We start from the raw sequence: 25942 nt of genomic DNA, 5'->3' as shown, positions 1-25942 counted from the left end.
CAGAGGGTATTACTGTGAGTCAGTATATAAACCAGAAAGCAGTGAATCAATTAGTTCAGGAAGTTGGAGATGAAAACGTCCCTTTTCTTTTTGGTATTTTTTGTGATGAGTTAGATGACTTTATTTGTACGCTCAGTACTCAGCCTGAAATTGAGAAGGTCAGAGAGATTAGTCATTGTCTTAAAAGCAGTGCCGGCAGTTTTGGTGCTGATAAATTGGCAAGCATGGCAATTAATATTGAAGAAAAAGCAAAGCAGCATCAACAAGAATGGGTTGAGCGCAATATCTCCGAATTTGTAAATATTGCGCGTGGTACTGAGCTTGCTTATCGTCAGCTTTTAGTTAAGTAAGCTAATTATCGCTTGTTTCAATTTATCTCTATCATGGCGCCAATCGTGATTCAATGAAGCAAGATCAGTGGTTTTACAATTATATTCTGATTGTAATTCCACTAACTCTTTATCTGTTAAAATAACGTCCACTTTTCTTCCTGAACATGCTCGTTCGCACCAATCCAGCATCATTTTATGGTCCATTTTTCCCGCGGGACCAAACTCTTTTGATAAGTTATCAATAAAAACTACTTTGGCCTTTTTGTTGGCTCCAATTGCTTTACCTAAACCAGGGAGAAGTAATGGGGGCATAATACTTGTTAAGAAACTTCCCGGACCAAGTAAAATTAAATCTGCATGTCTAACAGCTTGAATCGCTTCTAGAGTCGCTGGTACTTCTGGATCTAAAAATAAACGTAAAGGCAGCTCATCCATATCATCAACGTTAGTTTCCCCTGAAATTTTGCGTAAGTCTTTTGTTAAGGCTCCTAAATCAGAAGGATGTTCAGACATCGGAATGATCTGAGTTTCAACTTTTAGCATATTACGAATTAAATTGATGGCGTCTAATGGACGAACGCTGAGATTGTCTAATGCAGTGAGCATTAAGTTTCCAAGGTTATGTCCATGAAGTTCGCCTTGGCCTTTAAAGCGATACTCAAACATCATTGAACTGATTGATGGGTCAGTAATTAACTGATTTATGCAGTTACGAGTGTCACCCCAAGCAATGCCGCCTTGGCATTCTCTAATTCGGCCTGTAGAGCCTCCATTATCCGTGGTAGCGACTATCCCTGTAGCATTACTGCCAAAATCACTTAATGCAGCAAGAACGCGTCCTAAGCCGTGTCCGCCACCAATAGCGACAATTTGATGCTTATTCATAATTTTTATACTTACTTATCACACTATAATTAGTAGCAGTGTGGTTGATCTGGAAAGTGACGACAAGCAGTGATTAGCGAAATGTTGAATTAATCACAGTTTGTAGGCTGAATAACAGCATAAAAATAACATCTATCAAACAAAATGGAGAAATTTGGCTGAAATGGCAAAAAAATTGGAAAACCTTAGAAATATTGAGTATTTTAATAAGAGCGCCAATTAAACTAATAATGGTTTAGTGTGGTTGCCATAACTCCGAGCTCAAGCTGCTAAGTTGTTTTTAAGAAGCACTCAATATGTTGCGTGAGCCAGTGACAATTCGGTCACAAGGGTTTGTTTGGAAATGAACAAGCCTCCCGTGTTTGGAAAGGTGTTCCGTGGCGAAACAATTCGAAGATAATTTTAATCGTAAGTTTTATTACTTACGGTTGTCGATTACAGACGTCTGTAATTTTAAATGTACTTATTGCTTACCTGATGGTTATCGACCTGAAAATGGCAAGCGAGAGTCCTTCCTTGAGCTTGATGAAATCAAACGTACTGTGAGTGCGTTTGCCCGTTGTGGTACGTCAAAAGTGCGTATTACAGGCGGAGAACCAAGTCTGCGTAAAGATTTTACTGAGATCATTCGTACCGTAGCCTCTCAACCTGGTATTACTAAAGTAGCCACTACTACTAATGGTTATCGTATGGAGAAGCATGTTGCTGAATGGCGAGAAGCGGGCCTTACTGATATCAATGTGAGTGTTGATAGCTTAAATCCAAATATGTTTTATCAGATCACAGGTGAAAATAAATTCGCCGATGTTATGGCTGGTATTGATAAAGCGCTTGAAGTCGGATTTAAACAGGTAAAAGTAAATACCGTTTTACTTAAAGATCTCAATAGCACCGAATTACCTCTATTTTTAAAATGGATTCAAACTCGTCCTATTCAACTGCGTTTTATTGAATTGATGCAAACGGGTGAAATGAACGATCTGTTTAAAAATCATCATCAGTCTGGTGTGTCGATCCGTAATCATTTAATTGCTAATAATTGGATATTGAAACAACGCGGTGAAAGCGATGGTCCGGCTCAAGTCTTTACACATCCAGATTATATGGGTGAAATAGGGTTAATTATGCCTTATGAAAAAGACTTTTGTCAGAGTTGCAATCGACTTCGTGTATCAGCAAAAGGCAAATTACATATGTGCCTATTTGGTGATTATGGTGTTGATTTACGAGATTTGCTGCAAGAAGATGATCAACAAGATGAGCTGATTCAATGCATTCAAACTCAGTTAGATAATAAAGCAGAAGGTCATTTTTTACATGATGGCCACGCTGGAATGACCCCTCATTTAGCCTCAATTGGCGGATAATAAAGAAGAATTATGTCAAATTTTACTCATATTAATGCCTCTGGTGAGGCAAACATGGTTGATGTATCAGCTAAACAAGAAACGGTACGTGAAGCGCGTGCAGAAGCGTTTGTACATATGGCTCCAGAAACGTTAAAACTGATTGTCTCTGGTTCTCACCATAAAGGTGATGTATTTGCGACTGCTCGTATTGCTGGTATTCAGGCTGCGAAAAAAACATGGGATCTTATTCCATTATGTCATCCATTACTGCTAACTAAAGTTGAAGTTCAACTTGAAGCTATTGAAGCTGAAAATATGGTTCGTATTGAATCTGTATGTAAATTGGCAGGTAAAACTGGCGTTGAAATGGAAGCATTAACAGCGGCATCTGTTGCAGCATTGACCATCTATGATATGTGTAAAGCAGTTCAAAAAGACATGGTTATTGGTCAAGTTCGTTTGTTAGAAAAAACGGGCGGTAAATCTGGACACTTTAAGGCAGACGCATGATCACAGTATTATTTTTTGCTCAGACTAAAGAACTCGTTGGTATTGACAAGTTAGAGCTTACGGGCGATTACGCAACAGCAGAAGCGATTCGTGAAGAATTAAGTAAAAAAGAAGGTAAGTGGGATTTAGCTTTAGAGAAAGGAAAATTACTGGTTGCGATTAACCAAACTATCTCAAGTTTAGATTCAGCCGTTTCCGATGGTGATGAAGTCGCATTTTTCCCACCAGTAACAGGTGGTTGATATGATTTCTGTTCAAGAACATGATTTCAATGTCGGGGATGAGTATCAATTACTAGCAGAAGGCACTTCCGCTGGAGCTGTGGTTACTTTTATTGGTAAAGTTCGAGATATGAATCTTGGTGATGATGTAACTGGACTTTCTCTAGAGCATTATCCAGGAATGACTGAAAAGTCTCTGAATGACATTGTTGCACAAGCAAAAGCGCGCTGGCCACTGCTTAAAGTGAAAGTAATCCACAGAGTTGGTGACTTAGAGCTTGGCGACCAAATTGTATTTGTTGGTGTATCAAGTGCTCACCGTGGTGCAGCGTTTGATTCTTGTGAATTCATAATGGATTACTTAAAAACTAGTGCACCATTTTGGAAAAAAGAACGTACAACAAAAGAAGTGCGCTGGGTAGAATCAAGGGATACAGATAAATCAGCGGCACAGCGTTGGGAAAAGTAATTACCTAAATAGTGGCTATTAGAATCGGTATTCGATTCGGAAAGTAGCAATAGAAGATAAATAAAAAGGGAAGAGAGCATAGGCTTTCTTCCCTTTTTTTATTTGGATTGTGCTAGAGATAGTTTGTTATTTATTATAAATACCAAACTGTTCCATAGCATAAGCAACACGCGCTTCAGGAGTGGGGTACGGAACCGTCTCTTCCAAGCTTTCAATGTGCTTTAACCGAGGCAACAAACCCGTGCCGTTAGCAATTTGGATAGCTAAGCCGGGACGAGCATTAAGCTCAAGCACCATAGGTCCGTATTTTTTATCTAGAACCATATCTGTACCCATATAGCCTAGACCTGTCATCTCCCATGCACTTGATGCAAGCGTTAACAGTTTATGCCAATGAGGTACTTCTAAAGTACTTAATAATTTTCCTGTATCAGGGTGTTTTTCAACAGGTAAGTCAAACTGTACTGCACGTACTGCTTTGCCCGTACCAATATCAATACCTACTCCGACAGCACCTTGGTGTAAGTTCGCTTTGCCATCTGAATCTGTGGTTGATAAGCGCATCATTGCCATTACAGGGTAGCCCTTAAATACAATAATACGAACATCAGGCACACCCTCATAACTGAAGCCGTCAAACACATCGTCAAACTCGATCAAATTCTCAATCATTGCAACGTCGTTTTTTCCACCAAGGGAGAAAAGGCCTGCTAATGTATTGGTAATATGTCGTTCAACATCTTGTTTATTCGCTTCTGCACCAGACGGTTTGTAGTAAACTCCATCTTTATGAGATGTGACAACCAAAATCCCTTTACCGCCACTACCTTGAGCTGGTTTGATTACAAAACCAGGCCAATCTTTAACGATATCGTGAATGTTTTTTACTTCAGCCTGGCTATCTATCACACCGATAAGTTTAGGAACGGTAGCTCCGGCTTTTTCGGCGATGATTTTTGTTTTTAATTTGTCATCAACCAGTGGGTATTTGCTTCGGTCATTGTAACGGCCAATATAGCCACCGTTACGCTGATTCATGCCCATGATCCCTTTTGCTTTTAGTTTTGAAGGAGACGTAAATCTACTAAACATAGGCTAGTCCTCCGCTAAAGGCTTAAAGCGACGAAGCTCACTTAAACGGTAACCTGTGTAATTACCAAGCATTAGAATTACGGCTAAGATAATTAGCTGAACCCCAATAAAGTTAAAGGTTAAGTGCTGTACAAACGGGTTTGTCATTGCGATGTAAATAAGAACAGCGGTTAATAATGAACCACCACCTTGAGTCGCAACTTCTTTCCAACCTTCTTCTTCCCATAAGATAGACATACGTTCTACTGTCCAAGAAAGGATAATCATTGGGAAGAAAGTAATACTTAATCCGGCGGTTAGACCAATCTTAAAGGCAACAATCGTAAATATTGAAATAATCATGATAACGGTGATGATCACCGCGGAGATCCTGGCTACCAGAAGTAGGTTGAGTTTGGATAAATAACTACGGATAACTAGACCGGTACCTACAATAAGTAAGAAACCAACAATCCCCGTAACTAGCTGAGTCTGAACAAAGGCAACAGCAATAAGCACTGGCATGAAAGTACCAGAGGTTTTTAAACCGACGATGACTCGTAAAAACACAACCATCAGCGCACCAATAGGAATAAGCATGATGGTTTTAAACATCGATTGCTCTTCAAGCGGTAGGCTATGAATAGAGAAGTTTAACAGGTTATCTGCTTCTACTTTCTTTTCTGTTGCGGCTGTTGGCGAAATCTCTTGTGCAATCATTGAGAAGTTAATTTGGCTGTTCTTACCACCAACAACATCTAATAAAGAAACATTAGTTTCATCCCAAAGCAGCAAGTTAGCTGGCTGACCTTGCTCTCCAGTTTCTGGATTGAATAACTGCCACTTTTCACCGCTCCATACTTCAACCATGTGCTGAACAGATTGACGACGACGACCATCTTCTAACCAAAGTGTACCAACAACTTTGTTATGAATTGCTTCATAGCTTAGTAATTTAGAAACGGCTTGAACTTTAGTTAAGTCGTTTAAAAGTAAAGAGGCATTTTGATTATCAGGATCGTTGAATTGTTTAATTAATTCACGGGTTAAGGTGATGTCATCAGAAGAACGTGCTCTTGCTTGCTCTAATAATGAAATCGCTGCAGCTTCATGCGGACCTTCAAAGGTAACTACTTCTGGTTTATCAGATTTTGGTGGCTCCACTGTAGCATGAGCTTGTGGATCAACTAAGATCTGAGTTTTATAATATAAAGTTTGCGGACCATCTGCTTGGCGGATTGTCCATTCAGCGCGACGTCCATGCTCTGTCGCTAAATAAGCGATACCATAGCCAGGAGAAGACGCGCTCTCATCGACAATAGTAAAACCTGCTTGAGTTTGTGGTGCAGCCATAGATACCTTTACAGGTTTATTTACTGCATCAAATTGAATTCGGGCTTCTACATCCCAGACTTGGCTTCTTTCTCCTGGTGTCCAAGGAACTCCGTATGAGTCATGGCGTAACCAGCTCAATGTAAGTCCTGCGACAATTAATAGTGAGATAAGAAAATAAAAAGGCACTCTTGATGGCATAACGTCCTCATTGTAATGGCATAAGTGGAAGATAATTATAATTCAAGCGGTAATTTTTGCTACTAACATATTGAATAAATTACCGCTTATTTGAGGTAGGAGTTATTTTTTGCTTTGAACAAACTCTTTACTGACATCGATAACAGCAATATCTTGTATAAACTCTCTGCCTAATAAAACAGAATGGGTCATGTGAGAGCGATCTGCAAGGGTAAACTGTACTTTTTCATGGATTGCTCCAAGTTTGATCCACAGTTCAACCACTGGACGACGTTCTGCTTCTTCTGTCGTTGATTGACGAATTTTAACATTGCGGATTACAGGGGCGGTGATCCACTCCAGTTTACCATCTTTTGTTTTTGCGTCTTGATTAACTAGATGGAATCGAACCCACTGAGTTCCATTGCGCTCAAATTCTTGAAGATCGACAGCATTAAGAGAAGAGGTGGTTGCACCCGTATCGATACGAGCTGTGAATTGTTGTTGTATATCAGCAATTTCTACGTTTTCAATCGCACCTAAAATTAGCGTGTCTTTTAATGATTGGCTCTGCATAGAAATAGGAATTGGTGCTAGACGGGCTTTTTTAGATGTAGCTTGCTTTATACTTGTTTGAATTTTGGTTTGTTCAGTTCGAACCATTGATAGCTCTTCTGATACATTCGACAGCTCTTTTTCTAATGTCGAAATATAGTCGTTTTGCGTCTCAATTTTTGTTTCCATACCATCTAAACGAGTATTTAGGTTGGTTTCCATAGACTTAATGGCTGCAACTGTTTCTGTATTATCCGAAGCGACTGGTGTTGCTTGTTGAGTCAGTGCGCATCCAGAAAGGCTTAAAATAGCAACCAGTGGTAGAATTCGTTGGATCATTTTATGTTCCGTTGAGTTAAATTAACATGTGCATAATAACGATAATAAATAGGGGCGGATAGCCCCACAATGTTAGCGTTTAGTCAGGTTTTTTAGCAATTAAGATCGCACGCTTAGGAGCTGGGTGGCCTTCAATTGTTTTTGTTGGATCATTTGGGTCTAAATACTCAGGTAGAGAATTGTGTTTCATCCATTCCGTTGAACGCTGTTCTCCTGTCGTGGTAATGCATTCATCAACAATTTTCACATCTACGAAGCCAACACTTTCTAACCATACTTTTAATGCTCGCGCAGATGGGAAGAAGAAAACATTACGCATTTGAGCATAACGGTCAACAGGCATTAATACGGCGTTTTCATCACCATCAATGACGAGTGTTTCTAGCACTAATTCACCGCCAGCGACTAATTGGTTTTTCAATTGAATCAAATGGTCAAGTGGAGAGCGACGGTGATAAAGTACGCCCATGCTGAATACGGTATCAAACGCATTTAATTCTGGAAGCTGTTCAATACCTAACGGTAATAAATGAGCGCGTTGATCGTTGCCCATTAGTTTACGAATGGCTTCGAATTGAATTAAAAATAAATGTGATGGATCAATACCGACACATAAACGAGCCTCTTGGCCTAGCATACGCCACATGTGGTAACCATTACCGCAACCTACATCTAAAATTGAGCGGTTTTTAAGTGGAGTAATGTGAGGTAGTAAGCGGTCCCACTTCCAATCCGAGCGCCACTCTGTGTCAATGTGAATATCATGAACAGTAAATGGGCCTTTACGCCAAGGGTGAAAGGTTTGTAATAAGTTTTCTAACTTCTTACGTTCACCACCAATTAAAGGTGTGTCGTTTGATAGAGTTACTGATGATTTTAAATCAATATTATCAGCACAGCCTTCAGGGATTTTTTTAAGCGCTTTAGTCCAACGCTCAATGTCGCCATGTTCTGCATTTTGCCAATCAGTTAATTGTTGAGGTAAAGTATTTAACCAAGGCTGAAGAATGGTATCTTGAGAAACGAGCGTATAAAAATTAGCAAAATTTAACATGAGATATCTTTAGTTAATAAATTAGGTAAAAAATAGAAAGAAACAAGATTCATTATTTTATTGCAAACATAGATCCAAAGTTGAAGCATTGGAACCATACCTCTGCACTTTTAAAACCGATGTCTTTAAAACGTTCTTTATGGGTATCGATTGGATCTGGCAGCATTACGTGTTCAATCGCACTGCGCTTTTGGCTTATTTCTAACTCACTGTAGCCATTAGCACGTTTGAAGTCATGATGTAAATCGATAAGCAGTTCGTTCGTAGTGTCATCTTCAAAAATGTATTTTTCAGATAAAATAAGAATCCCACCCGGGCGTAGGCCCGCATAGATTTTTTCTAACAACGCTCGACGATCGATTGGAGCTAAAAATTGTAGTGTGAAATTTAATACTACAACAGAGGCATCCTTTATATCTACATCACGAATATCTGCTTCTATAATTGATACTGGTGTATCTGAACGATAAGCATTAATAAGAAGGCGACAGCGTTCAACCATTGCTGATGAATTATCGACTCCAATGATTTGACACTCTTCTTGATTAATATGGCGACGCATAGATAAAGTCGCAGCACCTAGAGAGCAACCTAAATCATAGACTGTTGAATGAGGCTTAGCATAACGCTCGGCTAGCATTCCGATTGCTGAGATTATATTGCTGTAACCTGGAATGGAGCGCTGGATCATATCTGGGAAAACTTCCGCGACTCGTTCATCAAAGGTAAAGTCGCCGATTTTATCAATAGGTGTCGAAAAAATAGTATCAGGGTTAACCATGGTATTCTCACAAAGGCACGTTGTTTATCCGTACTTATTTATATCCATTCTAGGTAAATATTGGTTTGTTCTACTTACCTAGAATTGCATACATCCGTGCTCTCCTGCACATGATGACACTATTGTAGTTAATTCTTATCTTAAAGTCTTTAGGCCAATGAGAATTGAAAGTGAACTTTTTTTGCTCCTTGCTATGTCGTTAGAATATTTTTCCTTTATAATGGCGCTATATTTTTGCGTTTTGTATATTAATACAGCAAAGTAGCTGTTTTATTAGTCATTTTAGCAAGCGTAAATCGGTTTATGAGAAATGCAATAGGCTTTTTATTGCATTTACTATTGATATGTATATTAGATTGGGAAAATCATCATGCGCACCCATTACTGTGGTAACCTGAACAAGTCCCTTGCAGGGCAAACTGTAGAACTTTGCGGCTGGGTAAACCGTCGCCGTGACTTAGGCGGTCTTATCTTTATTGATATGCGAGATCGTGAAGGTGTCGTTCAGGTAGTTGTTGATCCAGATATGAAAGATATCTTTTCAATCGCTAACCAACTGCGTAATGAGTTCTGTATTAAATTTACTGGTGAAGTACGTGTTCGTCCTGACAGCCAAGTAAATAAAGATATGTCTACAGGTGAAGTTGAACTTTACGCGACAGGCCTTGAGATCATCAACCGTTCAGAAGCGCTTCCACTGGATTTCAATCAAACGAACTCTGAAGAACAACGCCTGAAGTACCGTTACATTGATTTACGTCGTCCAGAAATGAGTGACCGTATCAAGTTACGTGCTCGTGCATCTAGCTTCGTTCGCCGTTTCTTAGATGAGAACCTATTCTTAGATATCGAAACACCAGTATTAACAAAAGCAACGCCAGAAGGCGCTCGTGACTACCTAGTACCAAGCCGTGTTCATAAAGGCAGTTTCTACGCACTTCCACAATCACCACAGCTGTTTAAGCAACTTCTGATGATGTCTGGTTTTGACCGTTACTACCAAATCGTTAAATGTTTCCGTGATGAAGATTTACGTGCTGACCGTCAACCTGAATTTACTCAAATCGATATTGAAACTTCTTTCCTTTCTTCTAACCAAGTTCGTGATATCACTGAACGTTTGGTTCATGATATGTGGAAAGAACTTCTTGATGTTGAACTTGGTCAATTCCCAGTAATGCCATTCTCTGAAGCGATCCGTCGTTTTGGTTCTGATAAGCCAGATCTACGTAACCCACTAGAATTAGTTGACGTTGCTGATCTTCTTAAAGATGTTGAATTCCAAGTATTCGCTGATCCTGCTAACGATGAAAAAGGCCGTGTAGCGGTTATTCGTGTTCCTGGTGGAGCATCACTTTCTCGTAAGCAAATTGATGAATATGGTAAGTTTGTAGGCATCTACGGCGCGAAAGGTCTAGCTTGGATGAAAGTGAACGATCGTGCCGCAGGTTTTGAAGGTGTTCAATCTCCAGTTGCTAAGTTCTTAAGTGAAGATATCGTAAATAGCATTTTAGAGCGCACAGAAGCTGAAACTGGCGATATCATTCTATTTGGTGCGGATAAAGCAGGCATCGTTGCAGAAGCAATGGGCGCTTTACGTATTAAGTTAGGTGATGATCTTGAGCTTACAGATAAGAAAGCTTGGGCTCCTCTTTGGGTTATCGATTTCCCAATGTTTGAAGAAGATGGCGAAGGTAACTTGCATGCAATGCACCACCCATTTACTTCTCCATTAGGCGTTAGTGCTGAAGAGCTTAAAGCAAATCCTGCTGTTGCTAATTCTGATGCATACGACATGGTTATCAATGGCTATGAAGTGGGTGGTGGTTCTGTTCGTATTCATAATGCTGAAATGCAAACAGCAGTATTTGGTATTTTAGGAATCGAAGAAAAAGAACAACAAGAGAAATTTGGTTTCTTACTTGAAGCACTTAAGTACGGAACGCCACCACACGCAGGTCTTGCATTCGGTCTTGACCGTTTAGCTATGCTTCTTTGTGGTACAGAGAACATCCGTGATGTTATCGCATTCCCGAAAACAACAGCAGCAGCGTGTCTACTAACAAACGCACCAAGTCTTGCTAATCCTGAGTCTCTTGCTGAGCTATCGATTGCAGTAAAACTTGCTGAGAAAAAAGACGCTTAATCTAAGTTATCTTTGTTCTTAAAAATGCCCGCATAATGCGGGCATTTTTGTATCTGCTATATCTAAGATGAGAAAGTAGCACATGACTAATACCTTGAGTTTAGAAGGATATCTAGCTAATATACATGTATAAACAATCAGTGGTTTTACTATGTCTATCATTTTAGGAATTGATCCCGGCTCTCGCATTACCGGTTACGGCGTTATTCGTCAAAATGGCCGACACCTGCAATATTTAGGTAGTGGTTGTATCCGTATGTCAGAAAAAGAACTTCCTGGTCGTTTAAAACAAATTTATGAAGGCGTATCTGAAATTATTACCCAGTTTCAACCAGATGTATTCGCTATCGAACAAGTTTTTATGTCTAAAAATGCAGATTCAGCGTTAAAGTTAGGACAAGCACGAGGCAGTGCAATAGTGGCTGCAGTCAATGCGGATCTCCCTGTTTATGAATATGCTGCACGTTTAATTAAGCAAGCAGTAACTGGAACGGGGGGGGCAGATAAAGCACAAGTTCAGCATATGGTGATGACGATGCTAAAACTTCCAGCAAAACCACAAGCCGATGCCGCCGATGGACTCGGGGTTGCCATTTGTCATGCGAATACCAATAAAACCTTAATCGCATTAGCAGGTAAAGCAACTAGTGCCCGACGTGGACGCTATCGTTAAGACACCACCAAATTCTCATTTCTTTTACTGGATATCTATCCAGTTCTTTATTACTATTCGATGTAGTTAATTTATTTTAAAGAGTATCTATTGTGATCGGACGCCTTCGTGGAAATCTATTAGAAAAACAACCACCAGAATTGTTGATTGAAGTTAGTGGTATTGGCTATGAAGTCCAAATGCCGATGAGTTGTTTTTATGAGTTACCAGAAATTGGCACTGAAGCGATCATTTATATTCATTATGTTGTACGTGAAGATGCTCAATTATTATATGGCTTCAATACTAAAAAAGAACGAGCTTTATTTAGAGAAGTCATTAAAGCAAATGGTGTGGGCCCTAAACTTGGTCTGGCTATTCTATCTGGAATGACGGCCTCTCAGTTTGTACAAAGTGTTGAGCGTGAAGATATTTCAACATTAGTAAAACTGCCTGGTGTAGGCAAGAAAACAGCAGAGCGTTTAGTGGTAGAAATGAAAGACCGTCTTAAAGGATGGGGAGCTGGTGATTTATTTACTCCTGCGACTGATGCTGCGCCAATGGACGATGGTTCTGATTTAATAACTTCACCTCAAAGTGCTCAAGATGAAGCGGTGAGTGCATTGATATCTTTGGGTTATAAACCAGTGCAAGCATCAAAAGTTGTTTCTCAAGTAGCAAAACCTGATATGACAAGCGAAGCATTAATTCGTGAGTCATTGAAATCGATGATCTAACTATTTTCATTATTCTTTATTACTATTTATTTATTGAATCGCTGAGTGCCTTTTTATGATTGAAGCTGATCGCCTTATTGCTGCTGATAACCCTGTTTTTCGTGAAGAAGAAGTGATTGATCGGGCAATACGTCCGAAAAAATTAGAAGACTATAGAGGCCAAGATCATGTTCGCAGCCAGATGGAAATTTTCATTAAAGCTGCCCAAATGCGTAATGAACCCCTCGATCATTTATTGATTTTTGGTCCTCCAGGCTTGGGTAAAACGACATTAGCGAATATCGTTGCCAACGAGATGGAAGTAAATATTCGTACGACTTCTGGCCCTGTTCTTGAAAAAGCAGGAGACTTGGCTGCGCTTCTGACTAACTTAGAAGAAAACGACATTTTATTTATTGATGAGATTCATCGATTAAGCCCTGTTGTTGAAGAAATACTGTATCCAGCAATGGAAGATTATCAATTAGATATTATGATTGGTGAAGGTCCAGCAGCACGTTCAATCAAAATTGATTTACCCCCTTTTACTTTAATTGGTGCAACCACTAGAGCGGGATCATTAACGTCTCCATTGCGTGATCGTTTTGGTATCGTACAGCGCTTAGAATATTATAATGTTGATGACCTTAAATATATTGTTCAACGTAGTGCTGATTGCTTGGACCTTTCCATGGAATCTGAGGGTGCACTTGAAGTTGCTCGTCGTGCTCGTGGAACACCACGAATTGCGAACAGATTATTACGTCGAGTACGAGATTATGCGGATGTAATGAGTGATAGCCATATTTCTTCAGATATTGCAGATAAAGCGTTGAATATGCTTGATGTTGATGTTCGAGGCTTTGATTATATGGATAGAAAATTATTATTAGCTATTATGGAAAAGTTTGATGGCGGTCCAGTAGGGCTTGATAACATTGCCGCCGCTATTGGTGAAGAAAGAGATACCATTGAGGATGTAATCGAACCTTATTTAATTCAACAAGGTTACTTGCAGAGAACACCAAGAGGGCGAATAGTTTCTGATCGAGCTTATTTGCATTTTGGTATTGATAGACCAGATAAATAGACAAAGACCATCTATTCATAATTTGTCATAGTGTATTAATAAAACAATAAGTTTAGTGAAAGCGGGTGATCAAAATCATCCGCTTTTTCGTATGAGAAATGTGTAAAGTGTGAAAAACATGTGTTTATGTAAAAAAAACTGTAATTAACTTTCAAAAAAGGGACAAATCTTTTGAAAGATATCGTATTTCCTATTAATATTAGCGAGTTCTATATTAGGTTATGCTTAACATTAAGCTAACGTTTTTTACACAATCATGTAACACTTTATGGCTACCAATACGGTTATAACGATTAGAGCCATAAAATAGTGTCACATTCACCCAAATAGAGTGAAAGCACTGTGTCATTCAGCCTGACACAAAGGAGTTCTCATGATCACTGATGTAGTGGAGTTATCGCGATTGCAGTTTGCAATGACAGCGATGTATCACTTCCTATTCGTTCCTCTGACTTTAGGTATGGCCTTTCTATTGGCTATCATGGAGTCGTTATATGTAATGACCGACAAACAAATCTACAAGGACATGACAAAGTTCTGGGGTAAATTGTTTGGTATTAACTTCGCATTAGGTGTTGCTACGGGCCTAACGATGGAGTTCCAGTTTGGTACTAACTGGGCTTATTATTCTCACTATGTTGGTGATATCTTCGGGGCACCTCTTGCCATCGAAGCACTAATGGCTTTCTTCCTAGAATCTACTTTTGTAGGTTTATTCTTCTTTGGTTGGGATCGTTTATCAAAACGTCAGCACCTTACAGTAACGTGGTTGGTTGCTTTAGGTTCTAACTTCTCAGCACTTTGGATTCTAGTTGCTAATGGTTGGATGCAGAACCCTGTGGGTGCTGAATTTAACTTTGAAACAATGCGTATGGAAATGGTTAGCTTTGCAGAGGTGGTATTAAACCCTGTTGCTCAAGTTAAGTTCGTTCATACCGTTGCTTCTGGTTATACTTGTGGTGCAATGTTTGTTCTTGGTGTGAGCTCTTACTATCTTCTGAAAGGTCGTGATATTGCGTTTGCTCGTCGTTCATTTGCAATTGCAGCCTCTTTTGGTATGGCATCAATTTTATCTGTAATGGTATTGGGTGATGAATCTGGCTATGAGCTAGGTGAAGTTCAACAAGTTAAGCTAGCAGCAATTGAAGCTGAATGGCATACAGAAGAAGCACCAGCAGCCTTTACTGTATTTGGTTTACCAAACCAAGAGTCAATGGAAACGGATTACGCAATTAAGATCCCATATGTAATGGGTATTATTGCAACGCGTTCATTTGATAAACAAGTAACAGGCTTACGTGATTTAAAAGAACAGCATGAAGTACGTATCCGTAACGGTATGGTTGCTTATGAATTGCTAGAAAAATTGCGTAATGGTGATAAAACACCTGAAAACATTGCAGCATTTGATGATGTTAAACATGACTTAGGTTATGGCTTATTACTTAAGCGTTATACTGACAAAGTTGTTGATGCAACAGAAGAGCAAATCAAAGCGGCAGCAGATGACTCAATCCCTACGGTATGGCCACTGTTTTTCTCGTTCCGTATCATGGTTGCTTGTGGTGTAGCAATGCTACTTATCTTTGGTTTTGCTTTTGTTCAGACATGTCGTCAGAAAATTGGTCAAAAATCATGGTTACTTAAAGCTGCCTTATTTGGTATGCCTCTACCATGGATTGCGATTGAAGCAGGTTGGTTTGTTGCCGAGTATGGTCGTCAACCATGGGCTGTTGGTGAAATTCTACCAGTTAACGTCGCAGCATCAGCATTGACAGCAACAGAGATTCTAATCTCAATGGCTGCAATCATTGGCTTATACACGATATTCTTGATTGCTGAAGTTTACCTAATGGTGAAGTTTGCGCGCAAAGGTCCAAGTAGTCTGAAAACAGGTCGCTACCACTTTGAGCAAGATGGTCAGGATTCAGAAGCGAAATTAACTCGTCAAGTAGAAGCATAAAAACGGAGATTTGAGCAATGTTTGATTATGAAGTATTGCGATTTGTTTGGTGGGCATTGATCGGTGTATTACTGATTGGGTTCGCTGTAACAGATGGTTTCGATATGGGTGTTGGTGCTCTAGTACCCGTTATCGGTAAAACAGATTCAGAACGTCGAGTTATGATTAACTCAATTGCACCTCACTGGGATGGTAACCAAGTATGGTTAATCACCGCAGGTGGTGCTCTATTTGCAGCATGGCCATTAGTTTACGCCGCATCATTCTCAGGTTTTTACCTAGCAATGATCGTAACATTAGCGTCATTGTGGTTCCGCCCTGTAGGGTTTGACTACCGCTCTAAAATTGAAGACAAACGCTGGCGTTCAGCGTGGGATGCAGCGATCTTTATCGGTAGCTTTGTTCCACCAGTAATTTTTGGTGTTGCATTTGGTAATCTACTTCAAGGTGTACCATTTGAGCTTAATAACTTAATGATGCTTAGCTATCATGGTGGTTTCTTTGAACTGCTTAACCCATTCGCATTATTGTGTGGTTTAGTTAGCTCAGCAATGTTCATCACACAAGGTGCAACATGGCTACAAATGAAAACGACGGATGAACTTCATTCACGTTCTCGTAATGTAGCAATGATCTGTAGCTTAGCGGTAATCGTGCTATTTGTTATTGCAGGCTTCTGGGCTCAAAGTATCGAAGGTTATGTAATTACAAGTGTACTTGATCATAACGCACCGTCAGATCCTCTAAATAAAGACGTGATTCGTGAAGTAGGTGCATTGTTTAATAATTACAATGAATACCCATTACTTTGGATTGCTCCAATCCTAGCGGTAGTGATGCCAATCGTTACGATTATTGCTTCTCGTGCCAACATCGGTGGTTTAGCATTCTTAAGCTCAAGTTTAACGAATGCTGGTGTTATTTTAACGTCTGGTTTTGCTTTATTCCCATTCGTAATGCCATCAAGCTTTAATCCTGATCATGGTTTAACTATGTGGGATGCAACTTCAAGTGAGTTAACATTGAAAATCATGACAGGCGTTGCTGTTGTAATGGTTCCAATTATTCTTACTTATACTATTTGGACGTACTACAAAATGTTTGGTCGTCTTGATGCTAAATTCATCGAAGAGAACAAAACGTCTCTATACTAAGGAATATTTATTATGTGGTATTTCGCATGGATTCTAGGCGTGCTATTAGCATGTTCGTTTGCAATCATTAATGCACTTTGGTTAGAGCATTCAGAAATGATGGACAAAGACAGTGAGTAATTTCGCTGACAAAATAGATAATGTTCAACGCCCAATTAATAATATTATCGTACGATTGTTATTAGTTGGAGCGGCTATCTTTCACATGGCAATGCTTATGTGGGAGCCAACGGTATATTCTGAACAAATTGGTGGCTTTGGTGGGTTATTAGCTCCTGGCTTAATTTATTCGGTATGTACGGCATTCATTTTTGCTGTTGGATTTGTTCCACAGAAATGGATTTGGAAATTATTATTTAGTCCGTATTTTTCAATATTAATTTTGGGATACTTTAGCTACCTTTATTTCATGTAGTTTTAGCATCCAATAAAATTTGTATATTGGAACATCATACTAAGCGGTTTGTTACTTTTTAAAGTAATGACCCGCTTTTTTTTTTGACGATTTAACTCCAAAATCCAGATTTGATATAGTGAAAATAGTCAATTATCAGTTATAGTTAGCATCTAATTTTTCAATAAAAAGAGAAATGTACAGTGGATAAAAGTGCATTTAAATGGCCTATTACCATTTATTATGAAGATACCGACGCCGGTGGTGTTGTTTACCATTCAAATTATCTTAAATTTTTTGAACGAGCACGAACGGAATTATTACGCCAACATGGTGTCTCCCAACAAGTGCTTTTAGAAAAATCAGTTGGATTTGTCGTTAAAAATGTAACGATGGACTTTATTCAAGGTGCTCGATTAGATGAGCATCTTATTGTTGAAACATTCATAACAGAAATTAAAAGGGTATCACTGACCTTTTGTCAGTTATTGGTTAATTTTGAAGGGAAAGTATTGTGCAAAGCTACAGTTAAGGTAGCCTGTATTGATAACGCTAAAATGAAACCAACAGCGATACCATTATTTATATTATCGGAGATATCTTGTGACAGGTGAATTATCAATTCTCGATCTATTTTTACAAGCTAGTTTATTAGTTAAGATCGTGATGCTTATTTTATTGAGCTTATCTGTAATGTCATGGGCGATGATTTTTAAGCGCTCGAAAGTGTTAGCTGTTGCTCGTACTGATGCCGAACGTTTTGAAGATAAATTTTGGTCAGGCATGGATCTCGCGCAATTATTTAATGAAGTTAAAGTTCGTAAAGAAAGAATTAGTGGCACAGAAAAAATCTTCTATTCTGGTTTTAATGAATTTGCACGTTTATCTAGAGTTAATGGTTCTTCATCGGATGCAGTAATGGATGGAACAATTCGAGCTATGCGCGTAACGGTATCTCGTGAAGTAGATGCTCTTGAGACTAACCTTCCATTTCTAGCAACTGTTGGTTCTATTACACCATACATTGGCTTATTTGGTACAGTATGGGGCATCATGCATGCATTCATCGCGTTAGGTGCGGTAAAGCAAGCGACGCTAGCGATGGTAGCCCCAGGTATTGCCGAAGCACTTGTAGCAACGGCTATGGGTCTATTCGCGGCAATTCCAGCAGTAATCGCATATAACCGTTTAAGTGTAAAAGTAGGCAAGTTAGAGCATAACTACGCGGCATTTATGGATGAATTCTCAAGCATCTTGCACCGTCAAGCAATGACAAGTCAGGAGAAGTAATGTCTGGCTATCAACCAAAGAAAAGAAAATTAACAGCAGAAATCAATGTTGTTCCATACATTGATGTCATGTTAGTACTATTAATTATCTTTATGGTAACCGCTCCATTTGTTACTCAGGGTGTTGATGTTGAACTTCCAGAGATGACGAATACTAAATCAGCACAAGCAATGGCAGGGGAAGACCCAAATGCCACGTTTATCATAGTTGAAGTTGATAAAGACGGTAATCTTGGTTTAAGTGTGGATAACCAAGAAGTTCGCCGACCAATGTCAATGCAAGAGATGATCACTAACGTTAAAGCTGAGCTGAGTATTAAACCTAATTCACCCGTTGCGGTTGGTGGTGATGCTAGCACGCCATATTCAGAGATAGTTTTAGTTCTTGATGAATTAAGCCGTGCAGGGGTAAGTAAAGTTGGATTACTTACCGATCTCAAGGAATAGAGTGAATAATCATTGATGAAATCGGATAATAATTACACCTTCGCCATCATTGTTTCTGTCGTGTTGCATTTGCTACTCGTTGCAGCGCTGCTTTTTGGAAGTGATTTTTCTTTGGATGAAAAGGCGAAGCCTAATACTATTCAAGCTGTTGTGATTGATCCTAACACTATTGCAAAACAAGCATCTCAAATTCGTCAAGAAAGAGAAAGAGCTGAACGTGCAGAAAAAGAGCGTTTAAAACGATTAAAACAACAAGCGGCCCAATTAGAAAAAAACCGTAAAGTAGAAGAAGACCGAATTCGTAAACTTAAAGAACAGCAAGTCAAAGAAAAAAAAGCAGCTCGTAAAGCAGAAGATGATAGAAAGAAAGCCATCGCTGCTGAAAATGATCGAAAGCGTAAAGCTGAAACAGCAGCAAAGACTGAAGCGGCCAGAGTTGCTAAAATAAAAGCAGATAAAGAGAAAGCGGCTAAAGCGTCAGCAGAGAAAGCTAGAGTAGATAAAGAACGAGCGGCTAAAGCAGAAAAAGAACGTTTAGCTAAAGAAAAAATAGCCAAAGAAAAAGCGGCTAAAGCAGAAGCTGATAAGAAAGCGAAGGCTGAAGCTGAACGAGTGGAAAAAGCGAAAGCTGCGGCAGAAAAAGCACGACAAGATAAAGCTCGAGCAGTAAAAGCAGAAGCAGAGCGTAAACAGAAAGAAGCCGCTTTAAATGATATTTTTGCTGGTTTAGAAGATGAGACCGTTCAAAATAGCTCTGCGAAACAACAGCATATTGATGATGAAGTTAATCGATACGGTGCTATTTATACTCAGATGATTCAACAGAATTTATTAACAGATGAAGCCTACAGAGGTAAAAGCTGTCGTGTGAAAATTAAATTAGCATCATCAGGGTTGTTGCTATCTGTGACAACATTAAGTGGTGACGCACAAGTATGCCGTGCAGCGAAAACGGCAGTAACAAAAGTAAATGTATTCCCAATGCCAACTGACGGTGATGTTGTTACTAAACTAACAAACATAAACCTTACGGTAGAGCCAGAATAAGGAAGAACAAGTGTTTAAACGATGGATATTAACTCTTTTTGTCATCTGTTTAAGTTTTAGTCAGATCGCAAGAGCAGAATTAGAACTGGTTATTACTGAAGGCGTAGATTCAGCAAGACCAATAGGCATTGTGCCTTTTAAATGGCATGGTGAAGGCAAGTTACCACAAGATATCTCTGCTATTATTTCATCTGATTTGCAGCGTAGTGGTAAATTTAGTCCGGTAGCGACGAATAAGATGCCTCAAACTCCTTATAAAGATTCGGATATTAATTACGAAGCTTGGACTAAAATGGGGGTTGATGCGATTGTTACGGGTGAAGTTAAGCTTAATGCTCAAGGTAAGTATGAAGTTACTTATAAACTCATTGACGTCGTTCGTGGTCAATTAACAAAAGGTAACTCAAAAGCACTTAACAACAGTGGTGAATTAGTTGCAACACAAGACCATATTCTAGTAAATAAAGTCGCGACATTATCGACAAAGCAGCTTCGTAAGTATGCGCATCGTATTTCGGATGTTGTTTATGAAAAGTTGACGGGTGAAAGAGGGGCTTTTCTTACTCGAGTTGTTTATGTTGTTGTGAATGAGAAAGTACAATACCCATATCAACTGCGTATTGCTGACTATGATGGCTACAATGAACGTTTAGTTTTAAAATCAAAACAACCAATTATGTCACCAGCATGGTCACCTGATGGTAAAAAGTTAGCGTATGTAAGTTTTGAAAATAGAAAATCACAAGTTTTTATTATGAATATTTATACGGGTAAGCGAGAATTAATCGCCTCTTACCCTCGTCATAATGGAGCGCCACGTTTTTCTCATGATGGTAAAGAACTTGCTATCGTATTGTCAAAAACAGGAAGCTTGCAGGTTTATATTGTAAACTTACAAACGAAAAAAATGCGCCAAATTACGCGCGGAAGATCGAATAATACGGAACCTTTTTGGGCTCCTGATAACAAGTCTTTAATATTTACTTCAGATCGGGGTGGTAAACCTCAGATTTATAGAGTAAATTTACAAGACGGTTCAACAAAACGTTTAACCTGGCAAGGCAGTCAAAATCTTGGTGGGCAGATTACTCCAGATGGTAAATTTATCGTTATGGTTAATCGCTCAGAGACTGGATTTAATCTAGCGAAACAAGATTTAGAAACCGGTGCCGTCCAGGTCTTAACCAAGACACTACTGGATGAGTCACCAAGTATTGCGCCAAATGGCGGCATGGTGATCTACAGTTCCATGTATAGAAAACAGAATGTACTTTCAATGGTTTCTATAGATGGCCGTTTTAAAGCTCGCTTACCAGCGACAAACGGACGTGTAAGGGCACCAGCGTGGTCGCCATTTTTATAGCTACTAAATATTTAGGAAATAAGGAAAATATAATGCAACTAAATAAACTTCTTAAGAGTCTTTTAATCGCGCTGCCTGTGGTTGCTCTTTCTGCTTGTAGTTCTAGCGACAGCGCAACTGACAGTACTGCTGGCCAAGAATCAACAAATGCTGCAGAAACTCAAACAACTGGCGCTGAAGGCCAAACTGATACAACAGTTGTTTCAGCTATCGATGCTGATGCTCAAATGACTGAAGAAGAAGTTCGTGCTCAAGCAGAGCAAGAGCTTCGTAAAGTTCAAACTGTTTACTTCGCATTTGATAACTCAACAATTTCTTCTGAATACGAAGATATGCTTGCAGCTCACGCGGCTTTCTTAAGCGCTAATGCAGACGTTAAAGTAACAGTAGAAGGTCATGCTGATGAGCGTGGTACTCCTGAGTACAACATCGCACTAGGCGAGCGTCGTGCTAAAGCTGTTTCTAAATACCTACAAGCTCTAGGTGTTTCAGCTGACCAAATCTCTATCGTAAGCTACGGTGAAGAGAAGCCACTAGTACTAGGTCAATCTGCTGAAGATTACGCTAAAAACCGTCGCGCAGTATTAGTATACTAATCGACAGTTTATAAGGCTGACTTATATGAAATACAGTAACCTTAAGCGAATTATTCCGCTTACGTTGCTGGCGAGTGCGGCGACCCTTGTGGTCGCCGCTCCTGCTCCAGTCACTGATTTAAATGCAACATCAACGTCTTCTGCTCCAGCATCCTTTTCAAGCATTGAGCGTTTAGAACGCTTAATTCAAAGCCGTAATCAAATTCAGCTTCAACTACAGCAGCAACTTGATGGTTTATCTGAAGAGTTATCAGAGATGCGTGGAACGGTTGAACGTAATAGCTATGAGCTTGAGCAAATGCTAGAGCGCCAACGTCAGCTATACATTGAAATCGATACACTGAGAACAGCGAAGCCAGTTCCTGTAACAACACCAACTGATACTGCCGATACTTCATCTTCAGGTGCTTATGCTACTGATACTAATGAAAATGAAGCATATCAAAATGCGGTTGATTTAATTTTAAAGAAAAAAGATTATGCAGGAGCAACTAAAGCATTCCAAGATTTTGTTGCTGCCTATCCTGATTCGGTTTACAACTCAAATGCACATTATTGGCTAGGTCAGCTTTATTTTGCGCAAAAGAATGACATTGAAGCCGCTAAGAGTTTTACAAAAGTAGTAAGTTATTCTGACTCCAATAAACGCGCAGATGCGTTATTGAAATTAGGTGAGCTTGCTAAACGAAATAATAACAAAGCAGCTGCAACTAAATATTATCAAAAAGTACTTAAAGAGTACCCAGATAGCACTACCGCAAAAACAGCGGATAAGCAGTTGAAGTCGTTATAAATCGAACGTAAAAAGGAGCTCATGAGCTCCTTTTTTTATTGTCACTGCCTTGCTGCCTATGCCATAAGGGGTATAATGCTCAGATTATTTTTAAAAATTAATGAGCTGAGCAATGGGCCATATTTTAGATCACGTCGACACAGTATATCCTTTTCCACCAAAACCTACGAAGCTAAGTGCTGATGAAAAAGCACAATACATAGCTAAAATTAAGCAGTTACTGAACGATAAAAATGCGGTACTAATTGCTCACTACTATACCGATCCTGAAATTCAAGCATTGGCTGAAGAAACGGGTGGTTTTGTTGGTGATTCATTAGAAATGGCTAAGTTTGGTAATCGTCATGAGGCACAAACATTAGTCATTGCTGGTGTTCGATTTATGGGTGAATCTGCGAAGATTTTAACGCCTGAAAAAACCATCTTAATGCCAACATTAGAAGCTGAATGCTCTTTGGATTTAGGCTGTCCTGCAGACAAATTTACAGATTTTTGTGATGCCCATCCTGATCATACTGTTGTTGTATATGCGAATACATCAGCAGCGGTTAAAGCTCGTGCTGATTGGGTTGTAACATCAAGTATTGCATTAGAGATAGTTGAACACTTGGATGATGAAGACAAAAAAATCATCTGGGGGCCAGACCGTCATTTAGGTTCATATATTGCGAACAAAACAGGCGCTGATATGCTGTTATGGCAGGGCGAATGTATTGTTCATGATGAGTTCTCAGCAAAAGCATTAAAAGATGCAAAAGCACTTAATCCTGATGCAGCTGTTCTTGTTCACCCAGAGTCACCGGCCAGTGTGGTTGAGTTGGCAGATGCGGTTGGTTCTACTAGTCAATTAATTAAAGCTGCCAAAGAATTACCGCAACAAAAAATGATAGTGGCAACTGACAAAGGTATCTTCTTCAAGATGCAACAAATGGTTCCAGAAAAAGAATTATTAGAAGCTCCAACTGCTGGAGCTGGTGCAACTTGCCGTAGCTGTGCGCATTGCCCTTGGATGGCGATGAATGGTCTTGTTGCGATTGAGAAAGCCTTAAACGAAGGTGGCGCAGAGCATGAGATTTTCGTTGATGAAGAGATCCGTGTGAAATCACTTATTCCATTAAATCGTATGTTAGATTTTGCTGAGCAATTAAACGCACGTAAATGATCTATAAAGTTAATTATTCTCTAATTACTTTCAATAAAAATGGCGACCGTATTGGTCGCCATTTTTTATAAATTAATTTATGTACAGTGGCAATTATACCAATTCCATTAATTATCTGATCATTATTACTGGTTAAATAACTCAATAGCTACGTTAAGAATTATTATTGTAGAATAACTACTTATAAGAATTGTTGCCTTACTCTTAAGTGATTTTCCTGCGTAATAAATAGATCATCTAATTAGTTACATTGGTATTACTTTTCTTTATCACTTAAAGCAAAGTAAATTTTAGATACTGTTATCTCTGCAATTAGGATGGTAAATACCACAGCAAAGAAAGCGACAACACCATTTAATGGTCCATTAAACGATACCTTATCACCAAATAGAATGTTGATCGCTTCTAACATAACAAACTTACTACCAACTAAAATCACATAGCTGCTTAATCCTCGGTATATCTTCGGGGCTGTTCCTGGTTTGTTTTTAAAGTAATCAGCAATTCTATGTTCTGCATTAATTGAGAGTTTTAACAATAGTTGCAGTAGGATTGCAGCAGCAAAGGAAATTGTGAATGATTCGATATTAACAAAATCCCAATATTCATCAAAAAAATTTAGAACCGTTAGATCGACTAGTACTGCCAGTGTGTAACCTACAAACAAACGTTGTGGAGTGTTAAAACCATATTCTTTTTCTACTGAGCTCATAATAATTCCTGACCGTTAATTAAATTGATGTAATGTTTTTATGTTTATTATATTGCCTAAGCATTATTCGTATTAAAAGTGAAAGAAAATTGATTGGCGTATAATGGTAAATTTATTCGGCAAGTCCCAAAATCGACTTTTTATATATTTTTGGTGTTAGCCCACTAATGCGTTTAAATGCTCGTGAAAAATGAGAAATATTATTATAACCAAGCTGACTTGATATATGGGTCAATGAGTGACCTTCTTCCATTAATTCACATGATATTGATAAGATAAGACTTTCTTTTAGCTGCCTAAATGACGTTCGTTCTTCTTTTAGTCGACGTTGGAAAGTCCTTGGTGTCATTTGCAATAACTTAGCGGCTTGCTTGATGTTTAAAGAGTGCTCTCGAACATAAGGGAGCAATGAGGTAAAAACACTATCACTGAAGCTAGAATGCCACTCAACCAATGGTTCTTTATGCTTTGTATCTGATGGAATAAATTTAACGGTAGAGTTAAGTGTTTTTTCATCAATCAATAATGCGCTTTTACTTTGTGATATAAAAAATTGTGTTTTTTGATTTAGTGCTGAACGAATTACTTCATCATCAACGTGTTGTATCTTTACTTGTTCGGGAAACCAATCTGATTTTGTTAATGCTTGAATGAGTTCAATAATATATAAGACTGCAAAAACTTCGCCCCAAATAAAATAAATCGTATCTTCATAAGAGGCAGAACGGCAGAGCCAGTATTTCTCATATTCATTTTCAAAAGTAATCTCGCTGCCTGGTGAATCATGGTTGAATATGATGTTCACTTTTTCAAGTGCTTCCTTTACGGTTACGGTGCTATCAAATTGTTTAAGTATCTGAGGTATTATTCTTTGACGAAATGCAGTGCGTAATAATTCACTAAAACTATTTACACCAACCTGTGAAGACAGTAGATATACAAGGCGTTTAACCGGTTCTACTGGTAAATAATCTTTATCTGTTTCAAATAAGTCTGGTGGTAAGCCTGAATCATTTAATAGTTCTTGTACGTTGATACCATGCTTTGAAAACACGTCTAAAAGAATCTTTGTATATCCAGTGCGGATCATTGGTAATGGTTTTGAGGCTATTTTCTGCATAGATAGCGATCCTTTTTATTGCACATTTACTTGTAAGATTAATTATTGGCGCAAAATGGTAAGTTTTCATCCTATCTAACCTGATATATTTGTTTTTATATTCTCTTTGCGACACAACCCCCAAATTTAATGCGTAAGGGTATTCCCGTCGTTATAAAGTTTTATATAAATAAACTATTAAATAATAAGTGAATTTTGACAAGCATCACTCGATTTATCT

The 25942-nt window shown here is 38.8% G+C and carries 29 protein-coding genes and 1 riboswitch; of the genes, 21 read left to right on the top strand and 8 right to left on the bottom strand.

The window, feature by feature from the left end:
- Window positions 1–14: 14 nt before the first annotated feature.
- Entirely contained in the window at window positions 15–350 is a 336-nt protein-coding gene (locus BTO23_RS07265; protein WP_060990561.1) for an Hpt domain-containing protein, read from the top strand.
- Here the strand turns inward: BTO23_RS07265 and yvcK are convergent.
- Window positions 339–1217: a uridine diphosphate-N-acetylglucosamine-binding protein YvcK gene (gene yvcK, locus BTO23_RS07260; RefSeq protein WP_061013394.1), complete on the bottom strand. Its 879-nt coding sequence runs from the start codon at window positions 1215–1217 to the stop codon at window positions 339–341. The genes BTO23_RS07265 and yvcK overlap by 12 nt on opposite strands.
- A gap of 241 nt (window positions 1218–1458) precedes the next feature.
- Window positions 1459–1606: riboswitch (molybdenum cofactor riboswitch) on the top strand.
- Between yvcK and moaA the strand changes: the two genes are divergently transcribed.
- The 4 genes from moaA to moaE all read left to right on the top strand — a co-directional run bounded on the left by moaA (window position 1595) and on the right by moaE (window position 3766).
- Window positions 1595–2584 carry a GTP 3',8-cyclase MoaA gene (gene moaA / locus BTO23_RS07255; protein WP_060990563.1) on the top strand — a complete coding sequence of 330 codons (990 nt, stop codon included), beginning with the start codon at window positions 1595–1597 and terminating at the stop codon, window positions 2582–2584. It overlaps the preceding riboswitch by 12 nt.
- A gap of 12 nt (window positions 2585–2596) precedes the next feature.
- Window positions 2597–3076, top strand: a complete 480-nt coding sequence (gene moaC / locus BTO23_RS07250) for a cyclic pyranopterin monophosphate synthase MoaC (protein WP_060990564.1) — start codon at window positions 2597–2599, stop codon at window positions 3074–3076.
- Window positions 3073–3318 (top strand): molybdopterin synthase sulfur carrier subunit, encoded by a 246-nt coding sequence (gene moaD, locus BTO23_RS07245; RefSeq protein WP_060990565.1) that lies wholly within the window; start codon window positions 3073–3075, stop codon window positions 3316–3318. Before moaC ends, moaD begins: the two co-directional genes overlap by 4 nt.
- A 1-nt stretch (window position 3319) precedes the next feature.
- Window positions 3320–3766, top strand: coding sequence for a molybdopterin synthase catalytic subunit MoaE (gene moaE, locus BTO23_RS07240; protein ID WP_060990566.1), 447 nt, complete (start codon window positions 3320–3322; stop codon window positions 3764–3766).
- A 126-nt stretch (window positions 3767–3892) separates the two neighbouring features.
- Here the strand turns inward: moaE and BTO23_RS07235 are convergent, their stop codons facing one another.
- The 5 genes from BTO23_RS07235 to cmoA form a co-directional block, all read right to left on the bottom strand.
- Window positions 3893–4858, bottom strand: a complete 966-nt coding sequence (locus BTO23_RS07235; RefSeq protein WP_060990567.1) for an alpha-L-glutamate ligase-like protein — start codon at window positions 4856–4858, stop codon at window positions 3893–3895.
- Between the two features lie 3 nt (window positions 4859–4861).
- Complete coding sequence (locus BTO23_RS07230) at window positions 4862–6370, bottom strand: inactive transglutaminase family protein (protein WP_105063276.1); 1509 nt, start codon at window positions 6368–6370, stop codon at window positions 4862–4864.
- A gap of 102 nt (window positions 6371–6472) precedes the next feature.
- Window positions 6473–7243, bottom strand: coding sequence for an ATP-dependent zinc protease family protein (locus BTO23_RS07225; RefSeq protein WP_060990569.1), 771 nt, complete (start codon window positions 7241–7243; stop codon window positions 6473–6475).
- Between the two features lie 79 nt (window positions 7244–7322).
- Window positions 7323–8297, bottom strand: a complete 975-nt coding sequence (gene cmoB / locus BTO23_RS07220; RefSeq protein ID WP_105063275.1) for a tRNA 5-methoxyuridine(34)/uridine 5-oxyacetic acid(34) synthase CmoB — start codon at window positions 8295–8297, stop codon at window positions 7323–7325.
- Between the two features lie 52 nt (window positions 8298–8349).
- Window positions 8350–9078, bottom strand: coding sequence for a carboxy-S-adenosyl-L-methionine synthase CmoA (cmoA, locus tag BTO23_RS07215; RefSeq protein WP_105063274.1), 729 nt, complete (start codon window positions 9076–9078; stop codon window positions 8350–8352).
- 370 nt (window positions 9079–9448) lie between these two features.
- On the opposite strand from cmoA, the gene aspS reads away from it, so the two are divergent.
- The 16 genes from aspS to nadA all read left to right on the top strand — a co-directional run bounded on the left by aspS (window position 9449) and on the right by nadA (window position 23890).
- Window positions 9449–11224 carry an aspartate--tRNA ligase gene (gene aspS, locus BTO23_RS07210; RefSeq protein WP_105063273.1) on the top strand — a complete coding sequence of 592 codons (1776 nt, stop codon included), beginning with the start codon at window positions 9449–9451 and terminating at the stop codon, window positions 11222–11224.
- Between the two features lie 151 nt (window positions 11225–11375).
- The gene (gene ruvC, locus BTO23_RS07205; protein WP_105063272.1) at window positions 11376–11897 is read left to right on the top strand and encodes a crossover junction endodeoxyribonuclease RuvC; all 522 of its coding nucleotides are present in this window, start codon (window positions 11376–11378) and stop codon (window positions 11895–11897) included.
- Between the two features lie 92 nt (window positions 11898–11989).
- Window positions 11990–12613: a Holliday junction branch migration protein RuvA gene (gene ruvA / locus BTO23_RS07200; protein WP_061001948.1), complete on the top strand. Its 624-nt coding sequence runs from the start codon at window positions 11990–11992 to the stop codon at window positions 12611–12613.
- 55 nt (window positions 12614–12668) lie between these two features.
- On the top strand, window positions 12669–13682 hold the full coding sequence (gene ruvB, locus BTO23_RS07195; RefSeq protein ID WP_105063271.1) for a Holliday junction branch migration DNA helicase RuvB: 1014 nt from the start codon (window positions 12669–12671) through the stop codon (window positions 13680–13682).
- 376 nt (window positions 13683–14058) lie between these two features.
- Complete coding sequence (gene cydA, locus BTO23_RS07190) at window positions 14059–15645, top strand: cytochrome ubiquinol oxidase subunit I (protein WP_170066723.1); 1587 nt, start codon at window positions 14059–14061, stop codon at window positions 15643–15645.
- Between the two features lie 17 nt (window positions 15646–15662).
- Window positions 15663–16799, top strand: coding sequence for a cytochrome d ubiquinol oxidase subunit II (gene cydB, locus BTO23_RS07185; protein ID WP_061001950.1), 1137 nt, complete (start codon window positions 15663–15665; stop codon window positions 16797–16799).
- 12 nt (window positions 16800–16811) lie between these two features.
- Complete coding sequence (gene cydX, locus BTO23_RS07180) at window positions 16812–16919, top strand: cytochrome bd-I oxidase subunit CydX (RefSeq protein WP_012550467.1); 108 nt, start codon at window positions 16812–16814, stop codon at window positions 16917–16919.
- On the top strand, window positions 16912–17214 hold the full coding sequence (locus BTO23_RS07175) for a cyd operon YbgE family protein (RefSeq protein WP_105063269.1): 303 nt from the start codon (window positions 16912–16914) through the stop codon (window positions 17212–17214). The genes cydX and BTO23_RS07175 overlap by 8 nt, the downstream gene beginning before the upstream one ends.
- Window positions 17215–17396: 182 nt before the next feature.
- A complete protein-coding gene (gene ybgC, locus BTO23_RS07170; RefSeq protein WP_061001951.1) occupies window positions 17397–17807 on the top strand; it encodes a tol-pal system-associated acyl-CoA thioesterase in 411 nt (136 codons plus the stop codon).
- Complete coding sequence (gene tolQ / locus BTO23_RS07165; protein ID WP_060990579.1) at window positions 17797–18483, top strand: protein TolQ; 687 nt, start codon at window positions 17797–17799, stop codon at window positions 18481–18483. Before ybgC ends, tolQ begins: the two co-directional genes overlap by 11 nt.
- Window positions 18483–18929, top strand: a complete 447-nt coding sequence (gene tolR / locus BTO23_RS07160; RefSeq protein WP_060990580.1) for a protein TolR — start codon at window positions 18483–18485, stop codon at window positions 18927–18929. Before tolQ ends, tolR begins: the two co-directional genes overlap by 1 nt.
- A gap of 15 nt (window positions 18930–18944) precedes the next feature.
- Window positions 18945–19976 (top strand): cell envelope integrity protein TolA, encoded by a 1032-nt coding sequence (gene tolA / locus BTO23_RS07155; protein ID WP_105063268.1) that lies wholly within the window; start codon window positions 18945–18947, stop codon window positions 19974–19976.
- A gap of 10 nt (window positions 19977–19986) precedes the next feature.
- Window positions 19987–21339: a Tol-Pal system beta propeller repeat protein TolB gene (gene tolB / locus BTO23_RS07150; protein WP_105063267.1), complete on the top strand. Its 1353-nt coding sequence runs from the start codon at window positions 19987–19989 to the stop codon at window positions 21337–21339.
- A gap of 32 nt (window positions 21340–21371) precedes the next feature.
- Complete coding sequence (pal, locus tag BTO23_RS07145) at window positions 21372–21935, top strand: peptidoglycan-associated lipoprotein Pal (RefSeq protein WP_060990583.1); 564 nt, start codon at window positions 21372–21374, stop codon at window positions 21933–21935.
- A gap of 25 nt (window positions 21936–21960) precedes the next feature.
- Entirely contained in the window at window positions 21961–22728 is a 768-nt protein-coding gene (gene ybgF, locus BTO23_RS07140) for a tol-pal system protein YbgF (RefSeq protein ID WP_105063266.1), read from the top strand.
- A gap of 112 nt (window positions 22729–22840) precedes the next feature.
- Window positions 22841–23890, top strand: coding sequence for a quinolinate synthase NadA (gene nadA, locus BTO23_RS07135; RefSeq protein ID WP_060990585.1), 1050 nt, complete (start codon window positions 22841–22843; stop codon window positions 23888–23890).
- 256 nt (window positions 23891–24146) lie between these two features.
- On the opposite strand, the gene BTO23_RS07130 is transcribed toward nadA, so the two are convergent.
- Together BTO23_RS07130 and BTO23_RS07125 are read right to left on the bottom strand one after the other, a co-directional pair.
- A complete protein-coding gene (locus tag BTO23_RS07130; RefSeq protein WP_061001958.1) occupies window positions 24147–24602 on the bottom strand; it encodes a hypothetical protein in 456 nt (151 codons plus the stop codon).
- 112 nt (window positions 24603–24714) lie between these two features.
- Window positions 24715–25722, bottom strand: a complete 1008-nt coding sequence (locus tag BTO23_RS07125; protein ID WP_060990587.1) for a helix-turn-helix domain-containing protein — start codon at window positions 25720–25722, stop codon at window positions 24715–24717.
- Between the last annotated feature and the right edge of the window lie 220 nt (window positions 25723–25942).

The organism is Aliivibrio sifiae (genome assembly GCF_002954715.1).
GTDB classification, from domain to species: Bacteria; Pseudomonadota; Gammaproteobacteria; order Enterobacterales; family Vibrionaceae; genus Aliivibrio; species Aliivibrio sifiae.
The sequence above is the reverse complement of the archived record's forward strand: the minus strand, read 5'-3'. Positions and strand labels throughout refer to the sequence as shown.